General features: G+C 64.2%; 16 protein-coding genes. 5 read left to right on the forward strand and 11 right to left on the reverse strand.

The window, feature by feature from the left end; translation table 11 throughout:
- Window positions 1–2 precede the first annotated feature (2 nt).
- The 9 genes from SJI03_RS01910 to SJI03_RS01950 all read right to left on the reverse strand — a co-directional run bounded on the left by SJI03_RS01910 (window position 3) and on the right by SJI03_RS01950 (window position 10,493).
- The gene (locus tag SJI03_RS01910) at window positions 3–473 is read right to left on the reverse strand and encodes a type II secretion system protein (RefSeq protein ID WP_322426077.1); all 471 of its coding nucleotides are present in this window, start codon (window positions 471–473) and stop codon (window positions 3–5) included.
- Window positions 470–2,365: a secretin and TonB N-terminal domain-containing protein gene (locus tag SJI03_RS01915; protein ID WP_322426078.1), complete on the reverse strand. Its 1,896-nt coding sequence runs from the start codon at window positions 2,363–2,365 to the stop codon at window positions 470–472. Before SJI03_RS01915 ends, SJI03_RS01910 begins: the two co-directional genes overlap by 4 nt.
- Window positions 2,362–2,898, reverse strand: a complete 537-nt coding sequence (locus SJI03_RS01920) for a hypothetical protein (RefSeq protein ID WP_322426079.1) — start codon at window positions 2,896–2,898, stop codon at window positions 2,362–2,364. Before SJI03_RS01920 ends, SJI03_RS01915 begins: the two co-directional genes overlap by 4 nt.
- Window positions 2,895–3,515, reverse strand: a complete 621-nt coding sequence (pilO, locus tag SJI03_RS01925; RefSeq protein WP_322426080.1) for a type 4a pilus biogenesis protein PilO — start codon at window positions 3,513–3,515, stop codon at window positions 2,895–2,897. The genes SJI03_RS01920 and pilO overlap by 4 nt, the downstream gene beginning before the upstream one ends.
- The gene (locus tag SJI03_RS01930; protein WP_099401660.1) at window positions 3,503–4,045 is read right to left on the reverse strand and encodes a hypothetical protein; all 543 of its coding nucleotides are present in this window, start codon (window positions 4,043–4,045) and stop codon (window positions 3,503–3,505) included. The genes pilO and SJI03_RS01930 overlap by 13 nt, the downstream gene beginning before the upstream one ends.
- Entirely contained in the window at window positions 4,036–4,824 is a 789-nt protein-coding gene (locus tag SJI03_RS01935; RefSeq protein ID WP_322426081.1) for a hypothetical protein, read from the reverse strand. The genes SJI03_RS01930 and SJI03_RS01935 overlap by 10 nt, the downstream gene beginning before the upstream one ends.
- The gene (locus SJI03_RS01940; protein WP_322426082.1) at window positions 4,811–6,508 is read right to left on the reverse strand and encodes a GspE/PulE family protein; all 1,698 of its coding nucleotides are present in this window, start codon (window positions 6,506–6,508) and stop codon (window positions 4,811–4,813) included. The genes SJI03_RS01935 and SJI03_RS01940 overlap by 14 nt, the downstream gene beginning before the upstream one ends.
- Before the next feature lie 10 nt (window positions 6,509–6,518).
- Entirely contained in the window at window positions 6,519–7,712 is a 1,194-nt protein-coding gene (locus SJI03_RS01945) for a type II secretion system F family protein (protein WP_099376464.1), read from the reverse strand.
- A gap of 249 nt (window positions 7,713–7,961) precedes the next feature.
- Window positions 7,962–10,493: a M4 family metallopeptidase gene (locus SJI03_RS01950; protein ID WP_322426083.1), complete on the reverse strand. Its 2,532-nt coding sequence runs from the start codon at window positions 10,491–10,493 to the stop codon at window positions 7,962–7,964.
- Between the two features lie 707 nt (window positions 10,494–11,200).
- Between SJI03_RS01950 and SJI03_RS01955 the strand changes: the two genes are divergently transcribed.
- On the forward strand, window positions 11,201–11,821 hold the full coding sequence (locus SJI03_RS01955; protein ID WP_322426425.1) for a hypothetical protein: 621 nt from the start codon (window positions 11,201–11,203) through the stop codon (window positions 11,819–11,821).
- 52 nt (window positions 11,822–11,873) lie between these two features.
- Here SJI03_RS01955 and argH read toward each other — a convergent pair whose 3' ends face one another.
- Window positions 11,874–13,271, reverse strand: coding sequence for an argininosuccinate lyase (gene argH, locus SJI03_RS01960; RefSeq protein WP_099376466.1), 1,398 nt, complete (start codon window positions 13,269–13,271; stop codon window positions 11,874–11,876).
- 265 nt (window positions 13,272–13,536) lie between these two features.
- On the opposite strand from argH, the gene SJI03_RS01965 reads away from it, so the two are divergent.
- A complete protein-coding gene (locus SJI03_RS01965) occupies window positions 13,537–13,734 on the forward strand; it encodes a hypothetical protein (protein ID WP_322426084.1) in 198 nt (65 codons plus the stop codon).
- A gap of 193 nt (window positions 13,735–13,927) precedes the next feature.
- Here SJI03_RS01965 and SJI03_RS28920 read toward each other — a convergent pair whose 3' ends face one another.
- A complete protein-coding gene (locus SJI03_RS28920) occupies window positions 13,928–14,170 on the reverse strand; it encodes a HEAT repeat domain-containing protein (RefSeq protein WP_416208722.1) in 243 nt (80 codons plus the stop codon).
- A gap of 143 nt (window positions 14,171–14,313) precedes the next feature.
- On the opposite strand from SJI03_RS28920, the gene SJI03_RS01970 reads away from it, so the two are divergent.
- The 3 genes from SJI03_RS01970 (at window position 14,314) to SJI03_RS01980 (ending at window position 16,467) form a co-directional block, all read left to right on the forward strand.
- Entirely contained in the window at window positions 14,314–14,520 is a 207-nt protein-coding gene (locus tag SJI03_RS01970; protein ID WP_278317059.1) for a hypothetical protein, read from the forward strand.
- A 160-nt stretch (window positions 14,521–14,680) separates the two neighbouring features.
- Window positions 14,681–15,106 carry a GNAT family N-acetyltransferase gene (locus tag SJI03_RS01975; protein ID WP_035822256.1) on the forward strand — a complete coding sequence of 142 codons (426 nt, stop codon included), beginning with the start codon at window positions 14,681–14,683 and terminating at the stop codon, window positions 15,104–15,106.
- A gap of 155 nt (window positions 15,107–15,261) precedes the next feature.
- Window positions 15,262–16,467 (forward strand): alpha/beta hydrolase family protein, encoded by a 1,206-nt coding sequence (locus SJI03_RS01980; RefSeq protein ID WP_158301077.1) that lies wholly within the window; start codon window positions 15,262–15,264, stop codon window positions 16,465–16,467.
- Window positions 16,468–16,471 lie beyond the last annotated feature (4 nt).

Here is a 16,471-nt window from a genome sequence, read left to right on the forward strand (position 1 = left end):
GTTCACCATTGATTGAGCGGCATGCCGTTCAGGCCCACCTTGGTCGAGCGCGAGGCGACGTCGAACACGTCTTCGCCTTCGCTGGGATTGTCGGGCGGCGAGGCATAGGCGCGCTTGCTCCAGCTATCGGCCGCGCTGCCTTCTTCCCTGGGCTGGAACGGGTCGCGCGGCAGGCGGCGAAGGAAATAGATGTTCTGCTTGGACGGGCTGCGCTGGTCGGGCACGCCCTCGACCAGTTCCTCAAGTTTTTTCGGATAGCCGGAAGCGCCCAGCGACAGTTTGATGCGGCCATTGTCCGAGGCGCGCTTGTAGGTATCGATCGCCTCGCGCATCTCGATCAGGGCGCTGCGCAATTGCTGTTCCTTCGCCCGTTGCTGCGCCACCTGCGCCATCGGCACGGCTACCGTGGCCAGGGTCGCCATGATGGCCAGGGTGGTCATCAGTTCGATGAAGGTAAAGCCCCGCTCTTTCACTGGCCACCCTTGACAGTGGCCTTGTCGCCGGCGGCGGGAGCCTCGTCGCCGCCCGTCATGGGCGAGCCGGTGCGCGCCGGGGCTTGCTCCGGCGCGGCGATAGCCTCTGGGGAGCCGCCCACGCTGGCGCGGCCGCCCACGGAGGCCTCGGTGCCGGAGTTGAATTCGGCTGTCGTCAGGTCCGGACGGCGTATGCTGCGCAGCAGGCGCGGTGTGATCGACAGCACGATCTCGCTGCGCATGGCGTCGTCCTTCTGGCTGCCGAACAGGCGGTTCAGCACGGGCAGTTCGCCCACGCCAGGCACCTTGTTGGCCGTGCCCCGGTCTTCATCGCTGATCAGGCCCGCCAGCACCTGCGTCTCGCCATCCTTCAGGCGCAGGACCGTGGAGGCGCTGCGCGTGCCGATCTGGTAAGCCTGCGTGCCCGTCTTGCTGATGACTTCCTTGACGACGTTCGACACTTCCAGGTTGATCTTGATGGCCACTTCGTCGTCCAGGTAGACGTTCGGTTCCACGTCGAGTTTCAAGCCCACATCGATGTAGTTGACACTGTCGGAACTGACGCCGTTATTCGTCGTCACGGTAATGACGGGCACGCGGTCGCCGATCAGGATCTTGGCTTTTTCCTTGTTGCGTACGCGGATGCGCGGGTTGGCCAGGATATTGCTGTCGCTGTCCGTCTTGTTGGCGTTCAGGGTGACGCCGCCGATGCCCAGATTGATATTGTCGCCATTGATGCGGTGCAGGTCCGCCACCTTCAGGCCGCCCAGGCCTCCCGTAATACCTGCAGCACCGGCCAGTGTCAGGCTGGCCTGGTCCGGCCAGCGCACGCCCAGTTCCATCAGGCGCGTGCGCTTGACTTCCAGCACCTCGACTTCCAGCATCACTTCCGGATCGGCCAGGTCTTGCACATTGATGATGCGCTCGGCCATGCGCACCATTTCCGGCGTATCGCGCAGCATGATGATGCCCAGGCGTTCATCCGTGACGACATCCTTGGCCTTGAGCAGGGTCTTGATGGAAAACGCCACGGTCTTGACGTCCGCATTGGCGAGAAAGAAGGTGCGCACCACCAGTTGCTGGTAATCCTTCACCTTTTGCGGCGTGTTCGGGTAAATCGTGATCGACTTGTCGCTGGTGACGCTTTGTTCCAGCTGGTTGGCGCCCAGCAGCATGGCAATCGCCTCTTCGATGCTGGTGTCGCGCACGGAAATGGTGGCGCGCAGGGCCGGGTCGACTTCCTTGTCGAAGACGAAGTTCAGGCCCGAGACTTTGCTGATGAAGTCGAACACGGAACGCAGCGGCGCGTCGCGAAATTCGAGGGTCACGGGTTTGCGGTAGGCGGCCGCCAGTTTGCCGCCGGCCGGCAGGCTTTTGGATTGCGCCTCGCCGATGCGGTTTTTCAGGGCCAGCGCCTCGCGCTGTGCGGGGCGCTCCTGCAGCACCTGGCGCAACGCTTCCTGCGCTTGCGCGATATTCGCCTCGCCGCCGCGCTGGTAGCTGGTCTGCGCTTCCTGCACCAGCTTGCGGTGCCGTTCATCCTGTGCCACGCCGGCCAGGCCCCGCTGTGCCACGTCGTTGCTGGCATCCAGCGCCAAGGCCTGCTGGTACAGCGCTTGCGCTTCGGGCAGCTTGCCTTGCTGGCGCAGCGCTTCCGCAGCGCCATTCAGCTTGTTCAGCGCGCGCATCCTGCCATTTGTGACGGCGATACGGTACTTGGCGTTGGTCGGCTCGGCCTGCGCCGCCTGTTCCAGCAGGGCCAGGCCCTGTTCCGTGCGGCCCGCACCGAGCATGGCCTGGCCATCGTTATACGCCTGGTTGCCGGCGCAGGCGGCCAGCAGGAACAGCATCGGCAGCAGGGTGATGCCAGTACGTGGTATGCGTTGTTTCAATTGAGATCCCCTACGGCGAGTGTCTGTTTCAGGTTGAGCGGCAGATAGGTAAATTGCAGAGAACCCTGCACCACGCCGTCGAAGCGGTAGCGCTCTTCGAGCGTATCGCCGGGACGCGCCACCACGTTGCGTTCGCCCGCCTGCAGGAAGTAGGCCGCCTTGCCTTCGTCGACAAAGCGGCCCAGGAATTGAAAGGGCAGCGGTGGCGGCGTGTTCGCATCCACGCGGGCAACGGGCAGCGCGGCCTGGGCCGCCTGCTGGTCGAGCATGATCTTTTTCGGGGTCTCTGGCTGCCAGCTTTGCTTGGCGAACAGGGTGGCCGCTTCCTCGTCTTCCAGCGCCCGGCGCGGTTCGATGGCCAGTGCGCGATTGGTTGGTGGAACGGTGGCTGCAGCGAGGGGGGCTGGCGCCACCCGCTCCACCTGGCGCGTGGTGGCCGTGGCCGGTCCCACGATGCTGCCTTCATCCTCGGGCGCGAAGAGGGCGGCAAGCAAGGTCGCCACGGCGGCGCCTCCCAATACGGCTTTTTTCATCTGCGCACCTCCGCCTTTTTTACCAGCAGGATGAACTGGATGCGCGCGTCGATCTCGCCCGCCTCGATCTGCTCGCGCTTGAAAAGCACGGAGTCCAAGGTCAGGGTGGGCAGCGCCTGCAGGGCATCGACGATAAAGGTTTGCAGCTGCGCGTATTCGGCCTTGACGGGCAGGGTGATCTGGTAGCGCAGGAAGGCCGTGTTGCCGTCTTCCTGCGGCTTGTAGTCGGCCTTGGCCAGGGTGACGCCGCTTTTTTGCGCCACTTCCAGCAAGGCCTTCAATTGGTCGGGAATGCTGTCATGCGCGGGCAGGTAGGCGTGAAAGGCGGCCAGGCTGTCGGCATCCGCATCGAGCGTGATGGGTGCCGGCGGCAGCGCCGCCTGTTTCGCCATTATGGCCAGCTGGGCGCGCAATTGCTGCTGGTGTCGGGCCAGCGCATCGCCCTGCTGCACGGCGAAAGCGGTCAGCGCCAGGCCGGCGGCGCCGAGGGCGCAAGGCCAGCCCAGGGTGCGCCACAGACGCGAAGCCTCCCACGCCAGGCGCGGGGGCATGCGCAGCTGCAGGCGCGCGCGGGCCACGGGCGTGCCGGCTTTGAATACGGGTTTTATTGCCGCCATTGCGCCTCCAGCTGAAAACGGTAAGGGTGTTCGGGGGCGTTCGCATTCATCTCGTGTTTGAGCAGATACACGGAGCTGAACATGGGCTGCTGGTTCAGGAAGGCCAGGTAGTTGAGCATGTCCTGCGGTGTTTCCGCCTCGGCGGCGATTTTCAGGACGCTGGCGCCATCCTGTCCCTGCTGCGCGTTCAAGTCCAGTCCCAGCAAGGCCACGCGCACGTCGCGCGGCGCCTGCACCGTCCTGACCAGGCGCGTGACGGGCAGGTTGAGCTGGCGCACGGCGGCGGCCACCTGTTTCAGTTCGAGGTCGCGTTCGCGTTGCTGGCTTGCCGAGAGGGGCGTGCGCACGGGACGCGCGGGTTGCAGCTGCGCCAGTTGCGCTTCCAGGCGCCGCGTTTCCTGTGCCTGCACCAGCCAGTACACGGCGGCCGGCAGCAGCATCAAGCCGCCCGCCAGGCACAGGGCCAGGCGCCAGCCCTTGAAGGTCTGCACCGTGCCGGGCGCCAGCAATTCCAGGCGGCTCAGGCCCATGCGGCCTCCCGCATCAGGTGGGCGGCGCCGGCCACGGGGAGGGGCTGAAAGCGCGCCGGCAACTCGTCCTGCGGCACGCCGCTCAGGTCGAGCAGCGCCACGTGTTCGATGGCGTCCAGTTGCGGCGCGCGCAAGTTCCAGCGCCGCCATGCCCGATCCAGTTCGTCGCCCCAGGCAGCGCCGCAGGATTGGCTGTGCAGGGCCGTGATGCGCCCGCCGCCCGTCGTCGCCAGCAGCAGCCGTCCCGCTTCCACCAGGGCGAAGGCGGCAGGCTTGCCGCCGGCGATGCTGCGCCAGGCCGGTCCGACGATGGGTTCGATGGACAGGCAGCGCCGGCCATGCGCGGCCGCCGCATCCTGCACGCCTTGCAGCAAGGCCGCATCGATGCCGCAGGCCAGGCGCGGCTTGCCGTAGGGCGCGTCGTCGGCAGCCAGGTGCCAGGCGCGCGCGCCATCGCCGTAGACGGCAGCGAACTGGCTATGCAGGAAGCGCTGCGCGCTGGTTCGGTCGAGCAGGGCGCCGCTCCACGGCACCATCAGCATGGCGCACCAGCGGCTGGCCAGGCTGATGGCCAACGGCAGTTTTTTTTCATTGTGCTGTTCGAGCCAGCCACGCAGGGCGGCCAGCGCCACTTCCCAGCTGGCGTCGGGGTTCAGGATCGGCAAATGGAATGCGCTGTCTGCCACGGGACGGCCGGCGCGGCGCTGCACGCCGTGCAATCCGTGCGGCGCCAGGTGCAGGCACAGGGTGGCGCGGGTAATACGTTCAATAAGTGACACGATTGAGCTCCGCTAAAGTGGTTTCGCCGCGCCGCACCAGGTCCAGGCCCGCTTCGCGCGCCAGGCGAAAGCCGTTGCGCGCCGCTTCTTCCTTCATCTGGCTCAGGGGCGCCCGCGTGCAGATCATTTCGCGCATCGCGTCGCTGAGCATCAGCACTTCGGCGACGGCCTTGCGGCCCTTGTAACCGGTGCCGCGGCAATGGCCGCAGCCTTTGCCGGCCATGAATTGCCAGTCCTGTACCTGGTGCAGGGCCAGGCCGCTGTCGCGCAGCTGCTGCGCATCGGCCAGCACCTCGGCGCTGGCGTCGATGGCGCAATGGGCGCAATTGAGACGCAGCAGGCGCTGCGCCACGATGCCGTTCAGGGCCGCCGCAAAGCTGTAGGCATCGACACCCATGTGCAGGAAGCGCCCCACCACGTCGAAGACGTTGTTCGCGTGCACGGTGGTAAATACCAGGTGGCCCGTGAGCGCCGCCTGCACGGCGATCTGCGCCGTTTCGTCATCGCGGATTTCGCCGATCATGATCTTGTCAGGATCGTGGCGCAGGATGGAGCGCAGGCCGCGCGCGAAGGTCAGTCCCTTTTTTTCGTTGACGGGGATCTGCAGCACGCGCGGCAAGCGGTATTCGACAGGGTCTTCGATGGTGACGATCTTGTCGCGCCCCGTATTGATTTCCGTGATGGCCGCGTACAGGGTGGTGGTCTTGCCGGAACCCGTGGGCCCCGTCACCAGCAGCATGCCGTGCGGCTTGGCGGCCAGGCGGCGGATCTGCTCGATGGCGTCCTCGTTCAGGCCCAGGCTTTCCAGGCGCAGCGCCTGCGCCGCCTCCGTCAGCGCGCGCCGGTCCAGCAGGCGCAGCACGGCGTCTTCGCCAAAGATATTGGGCATGATGGAAACGCGAAAGTCGATCTCTGCCCCTTTCACGCGCACCTTGAAGCGGCCATCCTGCGGGATGCGGCGCTCGGCGATGTCGAGGTCGGCCATCACCTTGATGCGCGAGATGATCTGTTCGGCCATCGCCAGTCCCTGCACCTGGCCTGCCTGCACCAGCACGCCGTCGACGCGGTACTTGATGACCAGGCTGGCCACGTCGCATTCGAGGTGGATGTCGCTGGCCTGGAATTTCAGGGCATCGTAGATGGTGGAGTTCACCAGTTTGACCACCGGGCTGCTGTCCTCGCTGATGCGGATCAATGAAATGTCCTCGATGCTCTGGTCGAGGCCCGGCACATCATCACCGTGCTGCATTTCCTGCATCGCCTGTTGCACGCTTTCCTGCTGCAGCAGATAGGCGGCAAGGTCGTCCGGGTGCGCCAGCGCCACCGTGAAGGGCGTGGACAGGGCGAAGTCGGCCCATTGCAGCAAGTCTTCGGCAAACGGGTTGCCGATGACGAGCACGGGCGGCGCGCCGGGAACGCCCGGCTGCAGCAGCACGCAGTCGCGCTGGGCGCAATCCGTGTAGGGCAGCAGGGCAAAGGCGGGCAAGGCGGCCTGCAGTTCGGCCATCGTCCAGGCCGGGTAGCGGAACAGGGCGGCCAGCTGGCGCAAGAAGACTTCGGGCGGCAGGGCTGCCGTTTCCTGCAGCACGGCCATCTGCGGGCGGCCCTGTTCCAGTGCGCTGGCGTGGGCCCGGCGCAGCATGGCCGCATCGAGCACGGCCCGTTCTTCGTCGCGTGCGTTCATGTCATGACTCTCACGATAAGCTCCCGGCCAGTTCAAAGATCGGCATGTACATCAGCACTACCACGCCGCCAATCACCACGCCGATGATGGTCATCAAGAGCGGTTCGAGCAGGCGCGACGCCCAGTCCACCCAGCGGGCGAATTCCTCGTCATGGAACTTGGCCGAGCGTTCCAGCATGTCGCCCAGGCGGCCCGTGTTCTCGCCCACTTTCAGCAGCGATTGCGCCACCGGCGTGGCCATGCCGGCGTGTTCCAGCGCGGTGGAAAACGGCATGCCTTCCTGTACCGCGCGGCGCGCCTGCGCCAGCTGCTCCTGCTGCGCCGGCAGCAGCATGGGCGCGACCATGGCCAGCGCCTTGTGCAGCGGGATGCCCGCATGCAGCAGCAGGCTGAGGGCACGGTAGAAGCGGGCCAGGCGAAATTCCGCTGCCTTGTCCGCCAGCACGGGCAGGCGCAGCAGGCGCAGGACGAGGGCCTGGCGCGCACCGGCATTGGCGATGCCAAAGACTACGGCGGCCACCACGGCGGCCAGCGCGCTGGCGCACAGCAGCGGATGCGCGGCCAGGGTCTGGCCAAAGCCCAGCAGCATTTGCGACATCCACGGGATGTCGCGCCCCGAACTTTCGTAGACGACGCTGAATTTGGGTACCACGTAGCCGAGCAGGAACAGCGTCACCAGGCCGCCGACGACGAGCAGCATGCACGGGTAGATGGCGGCGGAAATGAGTTTTTTACGGATGGCGTCGAATTGCAGCTGGTAGCCGACGAAGCGCGCCAGCGCCTCGGGCAGGTTGCCCGAGCGTTCGGCCGCATGCACGGTGGCGATGTAAATGTCGGGGAAGATGTCGGGGAAACCGGCCAGGGTGTCGGAAAAGCTTTGCCCTTGCTGCAGGGTGAGGACGATGGCGGCCAGGGTGGCCTTGGCGCCTGGGCGCGTTTCCTTGTTGTGCAGGGTCGCCATGGCCTCGCCCAGGTTCAGGCCCGCTTCGAGCAGGGCCAGCAGCTCCTGGCTGAATTGCAGCAGGGGCAGGCCCTGTTTGCCCGGTCGCGCCGGCGCGCTGCCTTCCCCGCTGCTGCTGTCGTCCACGGCCAGCACGCGCCAGCCGCCGCGCACGGCCGCGCGGATCGCTTCGGCCTCGCTGGCGGCGTCGATGGCCAGCGCCTGGCTGCCCGCCGGGCCCTGCACCTGGAGGTGGAACTGCATGACCGCGTCAGGCGAACATGACGAGGGCCTGGGGCGTGAAAATGGGGTGATGTGAAAAGGGGAATGCGCGTGCGGACAAGGTCGAAGTAGGCATCGGTCAGGAACAATCCAAAAAAAGTTCAATTCGTCGCGGGTACCGGCAGCAGGCAAGATGCAATCACTGCCTCAGGGTAGACTGAAATTGCCAGGAAATCAATCGTGCTGTGCGAGCAAGCCTTGCATCGATGGCTTGCCCGCATGTTCAGCCGCTTACTGGGTAACCAGGCTGACCTTGTCGATCACGAACGAGGTTTGCAGCGATGCGTCCTCGGTCGCGGCAAACGAGATCTGCACGGTCTGGCCCTTGTAGGCGATCAGGTCAAACGTGCGGATCTGGTAGCCGGCCGCCTTGTTCACGTTCGAGTACGAGGCCAGGGTGCCCAGCACCGTACCGGCGCTGTTCTTCACGGTGACGACCAGCTTGTCGTACACGGTATTGCCCGTTTCAGCTGTGTCGATATGCAGCGCGAAGGTCAAGCTGGCCGAAGTGGCGGCAGCCGGAATGGCCACGCTTTGCATCATCGATTCGCTGGCCGTGGCGCCATTGCCGCCCAGCCAGGCGTACTTCGTACCTTCGTATGCGGTTTGGCCCGTGAAGGTGCCGATGGCGCCCGTGGTGCCGCTCCAGCCCGTGGCGCCGGACTCGAAGCCGCCGTTCGTCACGCGTTCGGTGGCGCTGCTCGTGCCCACCGTCAGCGTGGCGTTGTTCGACGTGGCCGTCACGGCAGGCGACGAGGAATCCGTCACCGTGGCCTTGAACACGGCACCGCTGTCGGCCGCTACGGTCGTGAAGCTGTAGGCAGGCGACGTGGCGCCGCTGATCACGGCGCCGTTGCGGAACCACTTGTAGGTGTACGGTGCCGTACCGCCGCCCGCACCCACGACGAACGAAGCTGTGGCGCCCGGTGCGACGGTGATGCTGGCCGGCTGGCTGGTGATGGTCACCGCGCCACCCGTGGTCGATTCATCGACGTCGGCGCCCACGTTGATGGCCGCGTACGCGCGCTTGACGGCGGTCGCTTCGGCGCTGCCCACGCCATACAGCTCCTCGGCTGCCAGCAGCACCTTGTTGCGCGCGTCGGCGTAGTTGGTCGACGAGGTGAACTTGGTGGTGGCGGCCTTGAACCAGATGCGGTAAGCCTTGTCGCTGCCGATACCGGTCATGGCCAGCGGGCTTTTGTTCAGGTAGGAGCTGTAGTAGTCGCTGCTGGACGTGGAGTTCGAACCTTGCGACAGGAAGTAGAACATGCGGTTGTTCGGGCCGCTGCTGTAGTGGACGTCGAGGTTCTTGATGGTGCTGCTCCATGCATTCGGGCTGCTGCCATCCTTGCTTGGCTTGTACAGCCAACGCAGCGGCTGGCCATTCTTGGCGATTTCCTTGCCGGTCATCCAATCGTTGCCCGTGTTGGGGATGCTGGTGCCTGTGCCACCGGCGCGCGCATACGCTTCCACCATTTCACCGGCGATGTCCGAGCTCGATTCATTCAAGCCGCCCGACTCTTGCGAGTAGATCAGGCCCGAGGTGGCGTCCGTGATGCCGTGACCCATTTCGTGGCCGATCACGTCGATGGAACCGAGGTTGTTGAACGAGCTGCCGCCGTCGCCGATGTACATGCACTTGCAGCTGCTGTCGTAATAGGCGTTGTCGTAGGCCGTGTTGACGTGGGCGGCGATGTGGGTGGCCGTGTTGTTGCCGTCCAGGCTGGACCAGCCCAGCACATTCTTGTGCGTGTCGTAGGTGTTCATCAGGCCCCACATCGCGTTCACGGCCGCCGTCTGGCCGTTGGCGTTGGTGGTGCTGCCGCCGTTGATGTATTGCTGGCCGTCGCCCCAGGTGTTGCTGGTGCTGCTGTACACGCTGCCCGAACTGGTGCCGTGGTTGGCATTCGTGATGGCCATGCCGCCGAAGCTGCCGCCCGTGCCGCGGCTCGGGTCTTTCATGGTGTAGGTGCTGCCCGTGAGCGTCGTGTTCAGCGGTACCTGGCCGTTGTACTGGCTGTTGCCGATGCCGGCCACGGTTTTCAGGGCTTTCCATTGACGCAGGATGCGGCCATCCTTGGCGCTGACGATGGTGTCGTAGTAGACCGGCTTGTTACCGCTGATCATGCGCGTTTGCACCAGGTAGGCCAGCTCGTAGTGGTCGACCACATCCTGCACGTCGAGCGCGTTCAGCGCCGCTTCCGACTTGTTCTCGGCGCCGGCCACGCGCACCGTTTTCATCACGGGGTAGATCAGCAGTTGCGCATGCGGCGGCACGTGGTCGACGGCCTGCACGCCGATGCTTTTCACGGCGGCGGCGATGGCGGCGGCGGCGCTGACGGCCGGCGTGGTGTCGATATCGGTGGTGGCGCTGCGGGTGACGGAATTGACGCCGCCGCTACCGAGGCCGGAAGCGCGGTCCGACACGGATTCGCTGACGATGTCGCCGGCGTTGTTGCTGACCACGACCGTCTCGGAACCGAAGACGGGCAAGCCCTTGTAGGTGTGCTGTACGCGGCTCACGCGCGTGCCGCTGACGCCCGGATGCTGGGCGCCGACGGCAAAGCCATGCTCGGTATTCAAGCCGCGGCTGCGTGCCTGTGCGGCCAGCTTGTTGACCAGGCCGGCGTTCTCTTGTGGAGAGGCCAGGGTCACCGGGGCAGCCATCAGGGTCTGTGGCAGCGGCGTGGCGGCGTCCGCCGTGGTGGCCATCAGCGGCAGGGCGGCGATGGATGCGGCAACTATCGTCAAACGTAAATTCATTTCTGCTCCATGGTATCGGTTAAGGAAATGGTGAATGAGCTGGCCGCGATGCCTGATGGCCACCCCGGCGTGCCTGGCAGGCGGATAGCCTGCCGTTTTGTGGTGGCATGACACCGGGTAGGGGGACACTAAACTTGTCGAGATCGCCATGTCAAAAAATTCAAGAAATGGGTCACCAGGCGAATTTTTGTTAAGAATTGAACATTTATCGGCGCTGCATGAGCGCAAAGTTTGATCTACCACAAGCTGCAACTTTTGTTTTGGACTACTTCCCCTAATGGCGCGCTCTGTTGGAAAAACACTGTTGCATTTTCTAAATGTTGCGATCTACACTAGGTCTTCGCGTAGCCCCCAGCGGACCACGCGAAGACAAAAAAAGCGCACGCGGCAATGACCGCGTCCAGATACAGCGCATCGGGAAAAAAAATCGGGAGTTTCACATGACGTCAGTTCTGTTTTCTGCTGTTGGTTTCAGCCATTTCCCCTCTGGAGCGGCATTCATGCTGCATCCGCCTTCCTAGCCGCCGCCAACCGGCTCTTCCCCCGCGAGGGGGTTCTTTTCCGCGAGTCCGACCGCGCCGCCCGGCGCGGCCGCTGGCGCAGTGCATCCTTTTTTCAGGAAGGGTTGCCGGCTCCTGGTGCGTGCACCGGAATCCCCGGCCCGACGAACTATGCTTTCGATAGCGACCAAAGTGGAACAGATCGTGATGGAATCGGCCTTTCTCAGCGAGGGATTGGGCCGGGGCTTGCTGAACTTGTCGGAACTGGCGCGCCAGCTGCAGCCGCAATTGCAGAGCGACCTATGGAAACCGGTGGGGCAGGCTGCCGTGGTGATGGCCCTGCGCCGTCTGGCGGAACGGATGCCGCAGCAGAAAAGCGGCGAGATCGTGCTGGCGCACCGGGCGGGAGAGCTGTCCACGCGCAGTGAATTGATGATTTTTACCTACCGCTATTCCGACCAGACCTATGACTGCCAGCGCCAGTTGCTGGCGCTGGCCGCGCCCCAGCGGGGCACCTTCATCACGGTCACGCGTGGCGTCAACGAGGTGATGGTGATCTGCAGCCGCAGTCTGCATGCGCTGGTGGACGAGGTTTTTGGCGGCGAGCAGGAACTTGCGCGCCTCGAGCGCGTGACGGCCGTGACCCTGCACCTGGCACCCGAAACCTGCTACACGCCAGGCGTGTATCACGCCATCCTCAAGCGCCTGGCCTGGGAACGCATCAACCTGATCAACATTATCTGCACCTACACGGAGCTGACCTTGCTGCTGGAAGCATCGCAGACGGGGGCCGCCTTTTCCGTGCTGTCGAAAATCGTCGCCCAATGAAAAACGCCCCGCTGCAGCGATGCAGCGGGGCGTCCGGAGGCGCAGGTGCCGTTTATTTTTCCAGCTGCGTGCGCACGCGGGCGATTGCGGCGCGGACTTGGCGTGGCGCGGTGCCGCCCACGTGGTCGCGCGCGGCGACGGAGCCTTCCAGTGTCAGCACGGCAAACACGTCTTCGTCCGTCAACGGGGAAAACGCGCGCAACTGTTCCAGCGACAGGTCGGCCAGGTCGCAGCCGGCGTCGACGCAGGCGCGCACGGCCAGGGCCACCGCTTCATGGGCGTCGCGGAACGGCAAGCCCTTCTTGACCAGGTAGTCGGCCAGGTCGGTCGCCGTGGCGTAGCCCTGCAGGGCTGCTGCGCGCATGGCTTCCGGTTTCACCGTAATGCCGCCAGCCATGTCGGCGAAGATGCGCAGGGTGTCGATAACGGTGTCGACGGTGTCGAACAGCGGTTCCTTGTCTTCCTGGTTGTCCTTGTTGTAGGCCAGCGGCTGGCCTTTCATCAGGGTCAACAGGCCGGTCAGGTGGCCGTAGACGCGGCCCGTCTTGCCACGCGCCAGTTCAGGCACGTCCGGGTTTTTCTTTTGCGGCATGATCGACGAGCCGGTGCAGAAGCGGTCGGCGATGTCGATGAAGCCGATGCGTGGGCTCATCCAGATCACCAGTTCTTCGGCCATGCGCGACACGTGCATCATCAGCACGGCGGAGGCGGCGCAAAATTCGATGGCGAAATCGCGGTCCGAGACGGCGTCAAGCGAGTTGTGGCAGACGTCGTCAAAGCCCAGCGTTTTTGCCACGCGCAGGCGGTCGATGGGGAAGGTGGTGCCGGCCAGGGCGGCGGCGCCCAGCGGCAGGCGGTTGACGCGCTTGCGGCAGTCGGCCATGCGCTCGGCGTCGCGGCCGAACATTTCGACATACGCCAGCATGTGGTGGCCGAAGGTGATCGGCTGGGCCACCTGCATGTGCGTAAAGCCGGGCATGATGGTGTCGGCATGCTGCTCGGCCAGGTCCGTCAGCGCGCTGCGGAACGTCGCCAGCAGGGCGGTGATGTCGTCGATGGCGGAACGCACGTACAGGCGGATGTCGGTTGCCACCTGGTCGTTGCGCGAACGGCCCGTGTGCAGGCGCTTGCCGGCATCGCCTACCAGTTCGGTCAGGCGCTTTTCAATATTCAGGTGGACATCTTCCAGGTCCAGCAGCCATTCGAACTGGCCGGCGGCGATTTCCTGCGAGATTTGCGCCATGCCGCGCTGGATTTCCGCGTAGTCGGCTGGGCTGATGATGGCTTGCGCATGCAGCATTTCCGCATGGGCCAGCGAACCTTCGATGTCGAACAGCGCCAGGCGCTTGTCAAAAAATACAGAAGCTGTGTAGCGCTTGACGAGGTCCGAGACCGGTTCGGAAAACCGGGCCGACCAGGCTTCGCCCTTTTTGGAGAATTGATCAGTCATGAAAGAAGTCCTTTAGTGTAGGGCGATTATAAACAAGGTTGGCCGGCGGTAGGGCTTTTAGGGGCTTGCAGGGCGCTGAAATGGCCAGGAATGGGGCTGGCAAGCCTCAAATGCCACGGCGCGGGCAGGTTGTGCGTTCCATCCCGGCTTTTTGTATTCTGTCCCGCGAATCGTGCGTTTGGTCGCAATCCGATGGCAGTTCAGGGGGGATCGGCCTACAGTTCAATCATCGCAGCACACAACCAGCCACTCAAAGGACATCATCATGAACATCGCTAAAAACATGGAAGCCATCTTCGTCGCCATCATCGCCATCGCCGCTGCCACCAGCCTGGCCACCGCCGCCGTGCCGAAGTTCCGCGCCGCGCCGGCACCGATCGTCGCCAGTGCCGAGCAAGCCACCATGCATACCGTGTACGTCAGCGCCAAGCGCCTGAGCGCCGAAGAAAAAGCCGCCCTGTAAGCGTGGCAATGCCATGCAGGCAGTATCAGTAACAGCAGTAGCCGCACCGCATCTTGCAGCATCTTGCAGTATCCCATCATGGGCAATCGGAACGGGCGGCGCCCCCGGTTCTTTCCAGCCCAGGTGACAGCAGCAATACCCAACACATAGTAGCCGCAGGCAGAACGCGCGCTTCCAGCCAGGCAGCTTATTTTCACCACACAGCCCTCAGTGACCATCGGCATCGCGCCGGCGGCAGTGGACAGCCACGCCCTGGCGCATTTCGTTCAATGCCCAGCGCAGCGGCAGCCTCGGCGCGCACCGAGGCGTCGTGATCGGCCAGCAGCGCCGCCGCGGCGGGAGCCATTTCGGGAAAACGCATTTCACTGAAGGCCCAGACGGCAAGCTGGCGCACGACAGGCTGCGGGTCGAGCAAGGCCAGCAGCAGCGCGGCCAGCGCCGCTTCCTGCCTTTCATCGGGTCACTTGGTATTCTGTCCCTTCTTTTGGGCGGTTTGTCGCAATCCGGTGGAGATGGTGGGCCGATGCGCCTACAGTTCCATCATCGCAGCAGACAACCAGCCATCCAAAGGACACCATCATGAACATCGCTAAAAACATGGAAGCCATCTTCGTCGCCATCATCGCCATCGCCGCTGCCACCAGCCTGGCCACAGCCGCCGTGCCGAAGTTCCGCGCCGCGCCAGCCGCTTCCGCCGCCCTCGTTGCCAGCGCCGATCAAGCCACCATGCATACCGTGTATGTCAGCGCCAAGCGTCTGAACGCCGAAGAAAAAGCCGCGCTGTAAGCATGGCGGCAGCGTGCCAGTCGCAGCTACGGCAGCAGCAGGCAGAGTACCCCCGTCATCAGCAGTCAGAAGGGGAGGCAGCCCGATTCTTTCCTGCCCAGGTGACAGCAGCGCGCAAATCGCCGATGATCAGTTTTTCCCACGACAGGCGGACAGCGTGATGCCACACTTGAAGATCAGTAGCGACAAGGCGGAACTTGACGTTCCGGCCATTCACCATTTTCTCAGTACGCAATCGACATGGGCCATCGGCATCGCGCAGGCCACCGTACAGCGTGCCATTGACCATTCGCTATGCTTCGGCGGCACGCTGGACGGCCGTCAAGTGGCGTTCGCCCGCGTGGTCAGCGACTACGCCACGTTTGCCTATCTGGTCGACGTGTATGTGCTGGAAGAGTGCCGCGGCCGCGGCTACAGCAAGCGCCTGATGGAGGCCGTGATGGCGCATCCCGACTTGCAGGGTTTGCGCCGTTTCATGCTGGCCACCAGCACGGCGCATGGTTTGTATGCGCGTCACGGCTTTACGGCGCCACTCAGACCGGAGACGCTGATGGAGCGGTATTTTCCCGATATTTATCGGCGTTGAACAGCTGACGCGGTTTGTGCGCGCCCCCAGTCTTGGCCTGATATCGCCATTTTCCTGATCAACAACGCGACAGCTCCCTAGCGGATACTGACTCCATGACTTCTTATTTTCTCTGGCCTCTCCTTGTCGCATCGCTCACGGCGACTGCCGCGCCGATGCCGGAGGCATTCAGTCCGGCGCCTTGCGAGACGGGTATTTTTCGCCAGGACCAGACGGGCTTCGTCGCCCTCACCCAAGGGGGAAAAGGGTACGCCTATACCTTCAGCGACGGGACCGTCGGCAACACGCAGGATGCCGGCGCGTTGCTCGCGTGCGGAAAGGACGCCGTGCTTGTCAACGGCAAGGAACGCTGGCCGAAAGTGGCATTGGCCGAAGCGGATACGCGTTTTGAATCGCATGGCATCATGCTCGCGGGCCGTTTGCTGGAAGCGCCGGGCGCCGGCAAGGATACGCCGCTGGTCGTGTATGCCCATGGTTCCGAAAGCAGCGGCTGGATAGACCGCGCGCGCGACCCTTACCAGATGGTTGGACGGGGCGTGTCCGTTTTCGTGTATGACAAGCGCGGCACGGGGCTGTCTGAAGGCGAATATACGCAGAATTTCCCACGCCTGGCCGATGACCTGGTGGCTGCGTCGCGTGAAGCAAAACGGCTGGCGCAAGGGCGCTACGGCCGCTTCGGCCTGATGGGCGTGAGCCAGGGTGGCTGGATCGCCCCGCTGGCGCAGGCGCGCGCCAAGGCGCAATTTCTCGGCATTGGCTATGGCCTGGCAGTCGATATCACGGAACAGGATGCGGCGCAGGTCGCCAGGGAATTGCAGGATAAAGGCTATGGCGACGACGTCATCGCCAAGGCCAGGACGGTGACGGATATCACGGCCAGAATCGTCAAATCCAGCTACCAGGATGGACTGGACGACCTGTCGGCATTCCAGCAGCAGTTTGGCAAGGAAGCGTGGTTTGGCCTCATCAAGGGAGGCTACACGGGGGTGTTGCTGGGCATGCCGGCCGAGGAGTTGCGCAAGCATGGCATACCGCGGTTCGACAAGCTCGATATCGACTGGTCGCTCGATCCCGTGCAGGTTGTCAGTCAAGTCACGGCGCCGCAGTTATGGGCCCTGGCGGAGGACGACCGCCAGGCACCGCCGGCTGTCACCGTGGAGCGCCTGACGGCGTTACGTGGCCAGGGCCAGGCCATCTCTGTCTACGTTTTCCCGCAGGCCGATCACGGCATGCGCGGCTACGTTCAGGCGCCGGATGGAACGCGCAAGTCCACCGTCATCACGCCCGGGTTTTACGACCTGATGGCCGACTGGGCAAAGGGCGGCATCCATGGCGCCTACGGACAGGCGTACCGCAAATAAGAAA

Origin of the sequence: Janthinobacterium sp. GMG1 (assembly GCF_034427795.1) — a bacterium.
Taxonomy (GTDB): domain Bacteria; phylum Pseudomonadota; class Gammaproteobacteria; order Burkholderiales; family Burkholderiaceae_D; genus Janthinobacterium.

Coding starts and splice junctions, on each gene's coding strand:
- SJI03_RS01920 (WP_322426079.1), bottom strand. CDS start 2,898: ATGAAAAAAGCCGTATTGGGAGGCGCCGCCGTGGCGACCTTGCTTGCC.
- pilO (WP_322426080.1), bottom strand. CDS start 3,515: ATGGCGGCAATAAAACCCGTATTCAAAGCCGGCACGCCCGTGGCCCGC.
- SJI03_RS01930 (WP_099401660.1), bottom strand. CDS start 4,045: ATGGGCCTGAGCCGCCTGGAATTGCTGGCGCCCGGCACGGTGCAGACC.
- SJI03_RS01940 (WP_322426082.1), bottom strand. CDS start 6,508: ATGAACGCACGCGACGAAGAACGGGCCGTGCTCGATGCGGCCATGCTG.
- SJI03_RS01945 (WP_099376464.1), bottom strand. CDS start 7,712: ATGCAGTTCCACCTCCAGGTGCAGGGCCCGGCGGGCAGCCAGGCGCTG.
- SJI03_RS01950 (WP_322426083.1), bottom strand. CDS start 10,493: ATGAATTTACGTTTGACGATAGTTGCCGCATCCATCGCCGCCCTGCCG.
- SJI03_RS01955 (WP_322426425.1), top strand. CDS start 11,201: ATGGAATCGGCCTTTCTCAGCGAGGGATTGGGCCGGGGCTTGCTGAAC.
- argH (WP_099376466.1), bottom strand. CDS start 13,271: ATGACTGATCAATTCTCCAAAAAGGGCGAAGCCTGGTCGGCCCGGTTT.
- SJI03_RS01965 (WP_322426084.1), top strand. CDS start 13,537: ATGAACATCGCTAAAAACATGGAAGCCATCTTCGTCGCCATCATCGCC.
- SJI03_RS01970 (WP_278317059.1), top strand. CDS start 14,314: ATGAACATCGCTAAAAACATGGAAGCCATCTTCGTCGCCATCATCGCC.
- SJI03_RS01975 (WP_035822256.1), top strand. CDS start 14,681: ATGCCACACTTGAAGATCAGTAGCGACAAGGCGGAACTTGACGTTCCG.
- SJI03_RS01980 (WP_158301077.1), top strand. CDS start 15,262: ATGCCGGAGGCATTCAGTCCGGCGCCTTGCGAGACGGGTATTTTTCGC.